This is a genomic window from Sphaerimonospora thailandensis (assembly GCF_016863115.1).
GTDB lineage: Bacteria > Actinomycetota > Actinomycetes > Streptosporangiales > Streptosporangiaceae > Sphaerimonospora > Sphaerimonospora cavernae.
Genome location: NZ_BOOG01000037.1, coordinates 44,410 through 56,786, shown reverse-complemented (window position 1 = coordinate 56,786; position 12,377 = coordinate 44,410). Strand labels below are relative to the sequence as shown.

12 protein-coding genes are annotated in these 12,377 nt (G+C 67.7%); 9 read left to right on the top strand and 3 right to left on the bottom strand.

Annotated features, from left to right (window positions below):
* The first annotated feature begins 29 nt into the window (after nucleotides 1-29).
* The 6 genes from Mth01_RS19390 to Mth01_RS19365 all read left to right on the top strand — a co-directional run bounded on the left by Mth01_RS19390 (nucleotide 30) and on the right by Mth01_RS19365 (nucleotide 6,810).
* The gene (locus Mth01_RS19390) at nucleotides 30-551 is read left to right on the top strand and encodes a cellulose synthase (RefSeq protein WP_204017305.1); all 522 of its coding nucleotides are present in this window, start codon (nucleotides 30-32) and stop codon (nucleotides 549-551) included.
* 245 nt (nucleotides 552-796) lie between these two features.
* Nucleotides 797-1,798, top strand: coding sequence for an ABC transporter permease (locus tag Mth01_RS19385; protein WP_204017304.1), 1,002 nt, complete (start codon nucleotides 797-799; stop codon nucleotides 1,796-1,798).
* Nucleotides 1,799-1,854: 56 nt separating this feature from the next.
* Nucleotides 1,855-3,618, top strand: a complete 1,764-nt coding sequence (locus Mth01_RS19380) for an ABC transporter substrate-binding protein (protein ID WP_204017303.1) — start codon at nucleotides 1,855-1,857, stop codon at nucleotides 3,616-3,618.
* Nucleotides 3,619-3,695: 77 nt separating this feature from the next.
* Nucleotides 3,696-4,712 carry an ABC transporter permease gene (locus Mth01_RS19375; protein ID WP_204017302.1) on the top strand — a complete coding sequence of 339 codons (1,017 nt, stop codon included), beginning with the start codon at nucleotides 3,696-3,698 and terminating at the stop codon, nucleotides 4,710-4,712.
* Nucleotides 4,709-5,734, top strand: coding sequence for an ABC transporter ATP-binding protein (locus Mth01_RS19370; RefSeq protein WP_204017301.1), 1,026 nt, complete (start codon nucleotides 4,709-4,711; stop codon nucleotides 5,732-5,734). Before Mth01_RS19375 ends, Mth01_RS19370 begins: the two co-directional genes overlap by 4 nt.
* Nucleotides 5,731-6,810, top strand: a complete 1,080-nt coding sequence (locus tag Mth01_RS19365) for an ABC transporter ATP-binding protein (protein ID WP_275408984.1) — start codon at nucleotides 5,731-5,733, stop codon at nucleotides 6,808-6,810. The genes Mth01_RS19370 and Mth01_RS19365 overlap by 4 nt, the downstream gene beginning before the upstream one ends.
* On the opposite strand, the gene Mth01_RS19360 is transcribed toward Mth01_RS19365, so the two are convergent.
* The 3 genes from Mth01_RS19360 to Mth01_RS19350 form a co-directional block, all read right to left on the bottom strand.
* Entirely contained in the window at nucleotides 6,771-7,454 is a 684-nt protein-coding gene (locus Mth01_RS19360; RefSeq protein WP_204017300.1) for a response regulator, read from the bottom strand. The two genes, Mth01_RS19365 and Mth01_RS19360, sit on opposite strands and share 40 nt — an antisense overlap.
* On the bottom strand, nucleotides 7,451-8,725 hold the full coding sequence (locus Mth01_RS19355; protein ID WP_239089816.1) for a sensor histidine kinase: 1,275 nt from the start codon (nucleotides 8,723-8,725) through the stop codon (nucleotides 7,451-7,453). Before Mth01_RS19355 ends, Mth01_RS19360 begins: the two co-directional genes overlap by 4 nt.
* Before the next feature lie 106 nt (nucleotides 8,726-8,831).
* The gene (locus tag Mth01_RS19350; protein ID WP_204017299.1) at nucleotides 8,832-9,692 is read right to left on the bottom strand and encodes a RecB family exonuclease; all 861 of its coding nucleotides are present in this window, start codon (nucleotides 9,690-9,692) and stop codon (nucleotides 8,832-8,834) included.
* A 294-nt stretch (nucleotides 9,693-9,986) separates the two neighbouring features.
* Here Mth01_RS19350 and Mth01_RS19345 point away from each other — a divergent pair, with 294 nt between their 5' ends.
* From Mth01_RS19345 to Mth01_RS19335, 3 genes are all read left to right on the top strand, one after another.
* A complete protein-coding gene (locus Mth01_RS19345) occupies nucleotides 9,987-10,952 on the top strand; it encodes an AraC-like ligand-binding domain-containing protein (RefSeq protein WP_204017298.1) in 966 nt (321 codons plus the stop codon).
* A gap of 351 nt (nucleotides 10,953-11,303) precedes the next feature.
* Nucleotides 11,304-11,492, top strand: coding sequence for a lysine biosynthesis protein LysW (locus Mth01_RS19340; RefSeq protein ID WP_204017297.1), 189 nt, complete (start codon nucleotides 11,304-11,306; stop codon nucleotides 11,490-11,492).
* Nucleotides 11,493-11,524: 32 nt separating this feature from the next.
* Complete coding sequence (locus tag Mth01_RS19335; protein WP_204017296.1) at nucleotides 11,525-12,370, top strand: RimK family alpha-L-glutamate ligase; 846 nt, start codon at nucleotides 11,525-11,527, stop codon at nucleotides 12,368-12,370.
* The last annotated feature ends 7 nt before the right edge of the window (nucleotides 12,371-12,377 follow it).

Sequence of the window (12,377 nt, the reverse complement as noted above, 5' to 3'; positions counted from 1 at the left end):
AGAACGCCGTACGAGACGAGGGGTTCGTCATGACATATGATCAGATCGCGTGGCTGCCGCTTTGCGCCGGACTCACAGCCGTCGGGATCGTCCTCAGCTTCCTGGCCTTCCGCCGCAGGGGAGCGACCGCAGGCCTGCGCGCCACCGCGTGGTCGTTGCTGCCGCTGGCCGCGTATCTGACCGGTGCGCACCGCACGCTGTGGGACATCGGCTCCGCCGCCGTCCGTTTCGTCACCGGATTGGTGCTCTCGCCTGTGGTCTGGGCAGGGGTCGTCCTGGCCGGGCTGTCCGCTGTGCTCTTCGTCGTCTCCGGCGCCATGCGCGGCCGCGCCCTGTCCCGGGCCCGCGGCGCGGGCACGCCGGGGAAGACCGAGCCGCGTCAGGTGGAGCGGCCCGCGACCGCCGGACCCGCGACCGCCGGGAGCATCGGCTCGGGCAAGTCCGGGACGGGCCAGTCCGAGCCCGCCAAGTCTGGGGCCGCCAAGTCGGCGCCGCCCTCTGACGACTTCTCTGACATCGAGGAGATCCTCAAGCGGCGTGGCATCAGCTGACCGCATTCTGGGGCCGTGTTACAGATCTTGTGCAATGTCACGGTTCTGGGACACAACCGAGATCAAGCCCAGATAGTTCACTCAAGATCAACACGAATGAGTTTCGCGTCAATCACAGTTGAGCCACAGCGCGTCCCTGGGGACTGGTCATCCCAGCTCAGGCCATAGATTCTGCCTCCGGGGGTCCGCATACCCAGTGGACCTTCTTGGACAACGTCGTCTGGGATCCAGGGGGCTGACAGCACATGACCGCACCGCTCGACGTCTCCGGTGACGAGCAGCACGCCGCACCGGAAGCCGTCTCCCAGGGCGCGGGCGCCAAAGCCATCCAGGGCCGTTCGCTCGGCCAGATCGCGTGGACGCGCCTCAAACGCGACAAGGTCGCGATGGGCGGCGCCGGCGTCGTTGTCTTCCTGATCCTCGCCGCGGTCTTCGCACCCGTCGTCGTCGGCTGGTTCGGCCACCCGCCCAACGAGTTCCACCAGGAGATGATCGACACGCTGACGATGCAGCCCAAGGGCGGCACCGGCATCAGCGCCGACTTCCTGTTCGGTGTTGAGCCGGTCAACGGCCGGGACCTGTTCAGTCGCGTCGTGTACGGGGCGCGGATCTCGCTGCTCGTCGCCTTCCTGGCCACGCTGCTGTCGGTCGTCATCGGCTCGATCATGGGAGTCGTCGCCGGCTACTTCGGTGGCTGGGTCGACGCCCTGATCAGCCGGCTCATGGACGTCTTCCTCGCCTTCCCGCTGCTGGTCTTCGCGCTCTCACTGGTCGGCGTCCTCGGCCAGTTCGAAACCCAGCTCGCGATCAAGGGCGACACACTCCGGATCCTGCTGCTGGTCTTCATCATCGGTTTCTTCAACTGGCCCTACATCGGGCGGATCATCCGGGGGCAGACGCTCTCGCTGCGCGAGCGGGAGTTCGTGGACGCGGCGCGCAGCATCGGTGCACGTGGCCCCTACATCCTGTTCCGCGAGATCCTGCCGAACCTCATCGCGCCGATCCTCATCTACGCGACGCTGCTGATCCCGAGCAACGTGCTTTTCGAGGCGGCGCTGTCCTTCCTCGGAGTGGGAATTCAGCCGCCGACGGCGACCTGGGGTGGAATGCTCGCCGCTGCTGTGAAGTACTACACCGTGCCGCACTTCATGTTCTTCCCGGGCATGGCGATCTTCATCACCGTGCTGGCCTTCAACCTCTTCGGTGACGGGCTGCGCGACGCGCTCGACCCCAGGTCATCCCGCTGATCTCCCGAGTAGATCACCTATCCTCCCCAACTCCTACCTACAAGGGGTGTCAAGCAATGAGAAAGAGATACGCCACGCCGGCCCTCGTGGCCACCGGCGTCGCGCTTTGCCTCGGGCTGTCCGCGTGCGGCGGCGGTGGCGGCGGCGGACAGAGCGCGGACTCCGGCGGCGCGGCCGGCCAGGGCGATGCGGCCGGGTTCAACGCGGCGCTGGAGAAGGTGGTGAACCCCTCTGACAAGAAGGGGGGCACGCTGAAGATGGCGATCACCGAGGCGTGGGACTCCATCGACCCGGGTGACACCTACTACGCCCTGTCCTGGAACTTCTCGCGCATCTACGGCCGGCCGCTGGTGACCTACAACCCCGCGCCCGGGGCGGAGGGCCGCAAGCTCGTACCCGACCTGGCGGAGAGCCTGGGCGAGGCGTCCGACGGCGGCAAGACCTGGACCTACAAGATCCGGCCGGGCGTCAAGTTCGAGGACGGCACCATCATCACGTCCAAGGACGTGAAGTACGCCGTGCTGCGCCAACTCGACAAGGACACGTTCGTCAACGGCCCGACCTACTTCGGCGACTATCTGGACCTGCCGAAGGACTTCAAGAGCGTCTACAAGACTCCGGACGTCAACACCGACTCCGCGATCGAGACGCCGGACGACCAGACGATCGTCTTCCACCTGAAGAAGCCCTACGCGGGCTTCGACAACTTCGCCGCGACGCCCGCGACGGTGCCGGTGCCAAAGGACAAGGACAGCGGCATCAAGTACCGCCAGCACCCGATCGCCTCCGGCCCCTACATGTTCGAGAAGGTCGAGGAGGGCAAGCAGTACACCCTGGTGCGCAACCCCAACTGGGACCCGGCGACCGACCCGATTCGCAAGGCGCTGCCGGACCGGTACGAGCTCCAGCTCGGCGTCGAGGCGAATGACCTGGACAACCGGATCATGTCGGGGGACCTGCACATCGACCTCGCGGGTACCGGTGTCCAGGCCGCGGCGACGGCGACCGTCCAGAACGACCCCGAGCTCAAGGCCCGGGCGGACAACCCGACCGCGGCCCGCACCTGGTACATCTCGCTCCTCAGCGACACCCCGCCGTTCGACAACGTCGAGTGCCGCAAGGCGGTCATCTACGCCGCGGACCGGGTGGGCCTGCAGAACGCCTACGGCGGCCAGCTCGCCGGAGAGATCGCCTCAGGTCTCATGCCGCCGTCGATCGGTGGCTGGCAGAAGCTCGACCTCTACCCGACCGGCACCGGTGACGTGGCGAAGGCCAAGGAGGCCTTGGCGGCCTGCGGGAAGCCGGACGGCTTCGAGACGACCATGACCTTCCGCTCCGACCGGCCGAAGGAGCAGGCTGCCGCCGAGTCGATGCAGCAGGCGCTCGCCAAGGCGGGCATCAAGCTGACCCTGAAGGGTTTCCCCACCAGCGAGTACTTCCCCAGCTACGCGGGCAAGCCGGCGTACACGAAGAAGAACAACATCGGTATCGCGACCAACGGGTGGGCGGCCGACTGGAACGACGGCTTCGGCTTCTTCTCACAGATCGTGGACAGCCGGGTCATCCGGGAGGCCGGCAACTACAACCTCGGCGTGAAAAGCCCCGAGATCGACGCCTTGATCGACAAGGCGAACCTCGAGCAGGACGCCGCCACGCGTGACGCGATCTGGGGCGAGGTCGACCGTAAGGTCATGGAGGGCGCCTACGTGCTGCCCGCGGTGTGGGCGAAGGGCCTGACCCTCCGGGGCAAGGGTCTGACCAACGTGTTCGTCACCGGCGCCTACGACATGTACGACTACCTGAACTTGGGCGTCGAGTAACCGAGTCGAGAAGCCGACAGGCTAGGCGCAAGGGGGTCGGCCGGACGGTCCGGCCGACCCCTGGAGCCGGGGGAACAGTGGTCACTTACATCATCCGGCGGCTCATCGCCGCGGTGCTCATGCTGGTTGTGGTGAGCATCGTCACATTCTCGATCTTCTTTGTGGTGCCGCGGCTCGCCGGGGTCACCGCCACCGACTTCGCCAACCGCTACGTCGGGAGCAAGGGCGCCACCGCGGAGACCGTAGTGGCACTCGCGGACAAACTGGGCTTCAACGACCCCCTCACCGTCCAATACGGCAGGTGGGTCAAGGGGATCGTCGCCGGTTCGGACTTCGACACCGGAGCCTCGATCGAGCACTGCCCCGCCCCCTGCTTCGGCTACTCCTTCATCACCAAGACACCGGTGTGGCCGGAGTTGCTGGATCGGCTGCCGGTCACGGTGTCGCTGGCCATCGGCGCGTCCGTGATCTGGCTTGTGGCCGGTGTGTCAACCGGAGTGCTGTCCGCGCTGCGCCGGGGCAGCTTCTTCGACCGGGCCGCGATGGGCGTCGCGCTCGCGGGCGTCTCTCTGCCGATCTTCTTCACCGGCATGATGTCCCTGGTGTTCTTCAGCTACAAGTTGGGTATCACCGCCCCCGGCCGCAGCTACACGTCCTTCGTGGATGACCCGGTGCGGTGGGCGTACAACCTGATCCTGCCGTGGATCACGCTGGCCTTCCTCTACGCCGCCGTGTACGCGCGGCTGACCCGCGCCGGGATGCTGGAGACCATGGGCGAAGACTACATCCGCACCGCCCGGGCGAAGGGGCTGCGGGAGCCCACGGTGATCGTCAAGCACGGTCTGCGCGGGGCGCTCACCCCGATTATCACGATCTTCGGCATGGACGTCGGCCTGCTGCTGGGCGGCGCCATCCTGACCGAGACCACGTTCTCGCTACCCGGCCTCGGCAAGTACGCGGTGCAGGCGATCTCCGCGAACGACCTTCCCAAGATCATGGGTGTGACCATGTTGGTGGCCTTCTTCGTCGTCATGGCCAACCTGCTCGTCGACCTTCTGTACGCGGTGGTGGACCCGAGGGTGAGGCTGAGATGAGTTTCCTCGAACTGAAAGACCTGCGGATCCACTTCCCCACCGACGACGGACTGGTCAAGTCGGTCGACGGACTGTCCTTCACGCTGGAGCGCGGCAAGACGCTCGGCATCGTCGGCGAGTCCGGGTCGGGCAAGAGCGTCACCAGCCTGGGCATCCTGGGCCTGCACAAGGGCACCCGGGCGCGGATCTCCGGCGAGATCTGGCTGGACGGCGAGGAGCTCGTCGGCGCCGGCGTCGAGCACGTGCGCAAGCTGCGCGGCAAGAAGATGGCGATGATCTTCCAGGATCCGCTGTCCGCGATGCATCCGTACTACACGGTCGGCAACCAGATCATCGAGGCGTACCGGATCCACCACGACGTCAGCAAGAAGGTCGCACGCAAGCACGCGATCGACATGCTCGCCCGGGTGGGAATCCCGCAGCCCGACCGGCGGGTCGACTCCTACCCGCACGAGTTCTCCGGCGGCATGCGGCAGCGGGCGATGATCGCGATGGCGCTGTGCTGCGACCCCGAGCTGCTGATCGCCGACGAGCCGACCACCGCGCTCGACGTGACCGTGCAGGCGCAGATCCTCGATCTCATGCGCGACCTGCAGCGCGACTTCAACGCGGCGCTGATCATCATCACGCACGACCTCGGCGTCGTGGCCGAGCTGTCCGACGACATCCTCGTGATGTACGGCGGAAAGTGCATCGAGTACGGCTCGGCCGAGGACATCTTCGAGCGGCCCGAGCACCCCTACTCCTGGGGACTGCTGGGTTCGATGCCGCGCCTGGACCGGGAGCCGACCGAGCGGCTGCTCCCGATCCAGGGGTCGCCGCCGTCTCTGATCAACGTGCCGCCCGGATGCGCCTTCCATCCGCGCTGTCCCTACGCCGACCGTACGGCGGGCCGCTCACAGACCGAGGTACCCGAACTGCTGGAGACCCACGGCGGCCACCGGGTGCGCTGCCACCTGCCGAGCGACCAGAGGCGCGGCATCTGGGAGAACGAGATCAAGCCGAACCTGGAGGCGTCGTGACGACTGAGCCGCTGCTGACGGAGCCGCTGTTGTCCGTCCGGGGGCTGGAGAAGCACTTCCCGGTGACCGCCGGCCTGCTCAAGCGGCAGGTCGGCGCGGTCCGGGCCGTGGACGGCGTCAGCTTCGACGTGGTCAAGGGAGAGACGCTGGGCCTGGTGGGGGAGTCCGGGTGCGGCAAGACCACCACCGGCCGCCTGATCACCCGGCTGATCGAGCCGACCGGCGGAAAGATCGCGTTCGAGGGCGAGGACGTCACGCACATGTCGCAGGGCCGCATGCGCCCGCTCCGCCGCGACATACAGATGATCTTCCAGGATCCCTACAGCTCGCTGAACCCCCGGCACACCGTCGGCGCCATCGTCGGCGCGCCGTTCCGGATTCAGGGGATCAAGACCGAACACGGCGTCAAGAAGGCCGTGCAGGAGATCCTGGAACTGGTCGGCCTCAACCCCGAGCACTACAACCGCTATCCGCACGAGTTCTCCGGCGGCCAGCGGCAGCGGATCGGCATCGCCAGGACGCTCGCGCTCAAACCGAAGTTGATCATCGCGGACGAGCCGGTCTCCGCGCTCGACGTGTCGATCCAGGCCCAGGTGGTCAACCTGCTGGAGGACCTGCAGAACGAGCTCGATCTCACCTATGTGGTGATCGCGCACGACCTGTCGGTGGTCCGTCACATCAGCGACCGCGTCGCGGTGATGTACCTCGGCAAGATCGTCGAGATGGCCGACCGCAAGGACCTGTACGAGACGCCGATGCACCCGTACACCAACGCGCTGCTGTCGGCGGTCCCGATCCCCGATCCCAAGCGCCGCACCGATCGGGAGCGCATCCGCCTGCAGGGTGACGTTCCCTCACCGCTCAACCCGCCGCCGGCGTGCCGGTTCCACACCCGGTGCTGGAAGGCACAGGAGATCTGCCGGACGGTCGAGCCGCCGCTGACCGCGCTCGCCCCCGGTCACCAGGTCGCCTGCCACTTCCCCGAGAACTTCGCCGGAAATCCCTCGGGGAACGCGCCGTCGGCGCCGGCGGACGGTCAGGAGAAGGAACCGGGAACGGCCAGCCCGGTCTCGTAGGCGAGGACGACCGCCTGGACCCGGTCGCGCAGCCCCAGCTTCGTGAGCACGTTGCCGACATGGGTCTTGACGGTCGTCTCGCTGACCACCAGCCCCGCGGCGATCTCGGCGTTCGACATGCCCTTGGCGATCAGGCGGAGCACCTCCAGCTCGCGCTCGGTCAGCCGGTCGAGCCGCGCCGGGGTCGCCTGCTGGTGCGCCGAGGGCAGCCGGGCCGCGAACTTGTCCAGCAGCCGCCGCGTCACGCTCGGCGCCACGATCGCGTCGCCGGCGGCCACCACCCGGATGGCCTGCACCAGGTCGTCCGGCGGCACGTCCTTCAGCAGGAACCCGCTCGCGCCGGCGCGCAGCGCCTCCACGATGTACTCATCCAGGTCGAACGTGGTCAGCACGAGCACCTTCGGCACGTGCGCGCTCGGCGCCGCCTCCTTGACGATGCGCCGGGTCGCCTCGATGCCGTCGGTCCCCGGCATGCGCACGTCCATCAGCACGACGTCGGGCAGCAGGGCCCTGGACTGGTCCATCGCGGTCGCACCGTCGCCGGCCTCGCCGACGACGGTGATGTCGGGCTCTGCCTCGAGGATGAACCGGAAGCCCGTACGCAGCAGCGGCTGGTCGTCAACCAGTAACACCCTGATCGTCATGCTGTTTCCTTGAGGGGGCCGCCCCCGAGGGGGCTGTGTGTGCGGGGGCTGTGTGTGCGGGGGCTGTGTGTGAGGGGGAACTGAGCGCGGACCTCGAATCCACCCCCGCTCCGGGGGCCGATCCGCAGGACACCACCATAGAGCGCGACGCGCTCCCTGATGCCCACCAGCCCGTGCCCTTTCCCGTCGGGGCGGGCGGGATCGGCCGCCGCGCCGCGCCCGTCGTCTTCGACGTGGACCGTCAGCCGGTCCGGCTCGTACCGTACGGTCACCCAGGCGCCGGCCGCCGGCCCGGCGTGACGCAGGCTGTTGGTGAGGGCCTCCTGCACCAGGCGGTAGGCGGCCAGGTCGATGCCCGGCGGCAGCGCACACCGGTCGCCCTCCACGCGCAACCGGATGCGCAGGCCGGCCTCCCGCATCTGCTCGACCAGCGTCTGCAGATCTGCCATGCCCGGCTGGGGACCGCGCTCGGCCGGGCCGTCCGTACGCAGCACGCCCACGATGTTGCGCATCTCGGCCATCGCCGTACGGCCCATCTCCTCGATCGCGGTCAGCGCGTCGCGTGTGACGCCGGGATCACTGTCGAGCATCTTGCGCGCGGCCGCGGCCTGGACGGTCATCACGCTGACATGGTGCGCCACGACGTCGTGCAGCTCGCGGGCGATCCGGGAGCGCTCCTCGGCCCGCGCCGCCCGGGTGTCGGCCTCGCGGGCACGCTCGAGCCGGTCCGCCCGTTGCACCAGCTCGGCGAGGTAGGCGCGGCGCAGCCGGATGGCCCGGCCGCTCACCCAGCAGAGCATGATGATCACAATGATCACCGCGTGGTCGGGCCACGCCAGCGGGAGAGGTGAAAGGCCGGTCCCGACGGCGTAACCGACCATGGTGACGGCGAGGCCGGCCAGGCTCAGCGCCAGCCCCCGGTGCGCGGCCACCGTGTAGAGCAGGATCAGGCCGGCGATCTCGCTGAGCCCGGTGTGGTAACTGAGCGAGTCGAGCGCCCACTCCGGGACCGTGGTCAGCGCCAGCAGCATGAACGGCCAGCGCCGCCGCAGCGCCACGGGCAGTGTGCACAGCGCCGCCAGGATCAGGTTCAGCGCGTCCGGCGGGCGGATCTCCACGTGCAGGGCCGCCTGTAACCGCGCAACCCCCTCCGGGCCCATCAGCACGATCATGGCGAGTGAACAGGTCGTCAGCACCACCGCGAGGAGCGAGTCGCCGAACAGGGGATGAGACCTGAACCAGGACCGGAGACCGGCGGGGGTGGTGCGCACGTTCCAAATCTAGGCCGTCGATCTGGCAGTCCACCCTGCTCGGGAGGGATATCGGGCTCCTCCCAACGGATGAGGCACACCTGAGGACCTGCCGGTCACGGTTGGGTCACATCTCGTCGGTGGCGGCCCGCCTGCTCACCCGCGCCGACAGACGCGGCTCCCGGTCCGGGACCGGCGGCGGCGTGCCGCCGAACTCCGGGCACAGCGTCTGGTGGTCGCACCAGTCGCACAGCCGGGAGCGCCGGGACCGCCACTCGCGGGTGCGGACCGCACGCTCGATCGCCGTCCACAGCGCCTGCACCTTGCGCTCGGTGGCCCGCAGGTCGGCCTCGTCCGGCACGTAGCGTAGGATCTCGCCGTTGCCCAGGTACATGAGCTGGAGCATCCGCGGCACGGCGCCGCCGCTGCGCCACAGCGCCAGCGCGTAGAACTTCATCTGGAACAGCGCCTTCGCCTCGAAGTCGCGCCCAGGAGCGGCGCCGGTCTTGTAGTCCACGATCCGCGTCTCGCCGGTGGGCGCCACGTCGAGACGGTCGATGTAACCGCGCAACAGCAGGCCGCTGTCGAGCACCGCCTCCACGTACATCTCCCGCTGCGCGGGCTCCAGCCGCTGCGGGTCCTCCAGCGTGAAGTAGCGCTCGACCATGCCACGCGCCTGCGCCAGCCACGCGTCCCGCTCCTCGTCGGCCGAGAAGAGCCCGCCGTACTCCGGCTCCTCCTCCAGAAGCCGGTTCCACTGCGGCTCCAGCAGGTCGAGTGCCGCCGCGACCGTACGGCCCTGCGCCGGCAGGTCGTACAACCGCTCCAGCACCGCGTGGACGAGCGTGCCCCGTACCGCCGCGGCGGAGGGCCGCTCGGGAAGCTGGTCGATCACTCTGAACCGGTAGAGCAGGGGGCAGGTCATGAAGTCGCCGGCACGGGAGGGGGACAGCGCGCCGACGATCGAGCGCTCTTCGGCGAGGGTCATGTCCCGAACTGTAGGGCACCGGGCCGACAGAACGCCCCTCAGTCTCAGGGCAGAGGCGGCACGTCGCGGCGCGGACGCGGATCCGCCACCAGTGAGAACGTGAGCCGGCGGAGAGAGATGCCTGACCCGCTGGGCTGATCTCGCCTTGGCGGGGATGTACACAGAGTTGTGAAAATGGCGGTTGATATCATTCGGTGTGACCTGCCGTGAGTTGCCGGAGGGATCTCAGTGATAACGTTCGAGTTTCGCACCGACGATTTCCCAGTAGCGGACCGATTTGCCGCGTGGCATGAGATGTCCCGCAAGATGCTCACACCCGCCGTGGTTCGCAGCGACCACAAGGAGAACTTCCAGGCGACGGCGTACGCACTGGACTTCGGCGCGATACGGGTGTGTTCGCAGACATACTCTCCGCTGCATGTGCACCGGAGCAGGAAGCTGATCTGGCGGTTCGACCCTGAAATGTACTGCCTGTCACTCACCGTCAGCGGGAGGAGGGGAATCGCCCAGTCCGGCCGGGAGGCCGCCTGCGGCCCCGGCGATTTCATGTTCTACGAGACCTCATCCCCTTTCCAGGGCTGGGCCGACACCGACGGCGACAATCCGCCCCAGTGCGTGATCGTGCAGATCCCCAAGACCCTGCTGCCGTTGTCCGCCGACGGCCTCGGCCGGCTCGTCGCCGTGCGCCTGCCGGGCGGGCACGGGCTTACGGAACTGGTGAGCCGCCACCTCGGCGAGCTGGTCCGCCAGGCCACCACGTACACGGAGGCCGACGTGAACCGGCTGACCACCATTACGCTGGACTTGGTCGCGGCCCTCTGCGCCAACCAACTCGAGGCCGCCTCCTCGCTGCCTCCTGAAAGCCGCCGACGGGTCCTGCAGGCGCAGATCCACCGGTTCGTCCTGGAACGTCTCGGCGATCCGGAACTCTCACCCGCCACCATCGCCACTGCTCACAAGATCTCGCCGCGTTACCTCTACCAGCTGTTCGAAGAGCAGAGCCTGCCGATCGCCAGCTGGATACGACAGCTCAGGCTCGAGCGCTGCCGGCGTGATCTGGCCAACCCCCATCTCGGATCGGTACCGGTCCGGGCGATCGCGGCTCGCTGGGGATTCATCGACAGCGCGCATTTCAGCCGCGCGTTCCGGACCGTGTACGAACTGTCGCCCAGTGAATACCGTCAGCTGACCCGGCGGCGTCCGGGAATGCAGACATCGTCAACAGCTGTGCAGGGAACACCAAAGACTTCCCAGGTGTGATTGGCCATGATTGGGACTGCAGTCGCAGCTTGCACCAATCCGGCCCGGAGCAGTATGTCTGTTTCGGTCAGTCGCAGGTGTGCGCTTCCGACATGCCGCCGTTTTCGGCCGCTCATTGGGGAGGGTTGGGCATTGGCTGGTCCTGTGCGGTGGCCGATCGCCGACGGCTGATGGGCGTCGTATGGTGTTCGGCGGCCACAGCCGGTACATGCCCGAAAGGCTCGTCCTTCGTCCGGTAATGGTCTTCTTCGGTGGTACGCGAGGCCGTCGGCCTTTTCGCGTGCGCGGGCTCTCACCTGCCTCTCATGTGCGTGTGAGCTCGCCTGGATATTTAGAACAGGAGGACGTGAGATGACTGTGAGTGTTTCCGCTCCACAGTGCCTGGTTTGCGACACGGCGTTCGAGGTGTCCGCTGACTGGGAGAAAGGTGAGATCATCGAGTGTGCTGGCTGCGGCCAGGAGCACGAGGTCACCGAGATCAACGGCACCAGCGTCAGCGTCGGTCTCGCCCCCGAGGTGGAAGAGGACTGGGGCGAGTGAACCGCGTGCCAGATGTCGTCTTGTCCCTAACGATGCTTCGTCCGGACGAGAAGCTGCTGCTGGGGGCACTTCGTGATCAGGACCTCCGCGTGGAGGTCGCGGTCATGGGCGACCTGGCCGAGGTGGTGGCGCTGCGAACGGATCCTCCGGCGCTCGCCGTCATCCGCAATCTCTCCCACCGCGACGCGGTCGACGCGGCACGCAGGCTTGAATGCACGGGGGTGCGCACGGTCAACACCTCCTCCGCCATCGAGGTCTGCAACGACAAGGGCCTGCAGGCGCTGGTGTTCGCCCGCAGCGGTGTGCCGCATCCGGCGTCATACCACGCCTTCAGCTTCGAGCAGGTGCGCGACGCGGTCGACACGCTCGGGTGGCCGGCCGTGGTCAAGCCGGTCAGCGGCTCATGGGGGCGCGGGGTCACCCGGCTGCTCGACCTCGATTGCCTGGATGCGTGGATCGGTGGACGCGAATCCGCTGACGCGGCAGGCAAGCTCTTTCCGGTGCTCGTGCAGGAGTACGTCGAGAAGCCGGGACACGACCTGCGGGTGATCGTGGTCGGGCGAACCCCGATCGTGGCCATACAGCGGATCTCCAAGGAATGGCGCACCAACACCCATCTGGGGGCGGAGGTCCGCCGTACCGAGATCACCAACGAGATCGAGAAGCTTTGCGCCCAGGTCGTCGACGTGCTCGGAGACGGTTTCTACGGCGTGGACCTGGTGGCCGACCGGACGACCGGGGAACTGAAGGTTCTCGAGGTGAACGCCAACCCGGAGTTCGCCAGATCTTCCGCGGTCCACGGGGTGGACGTCGCACGGCACCTGGCCGAATACCTCGCGGAGAGGGCCAGGGAGAGGTCGCAACCTTCAGCCGCCTGAAGCGGAT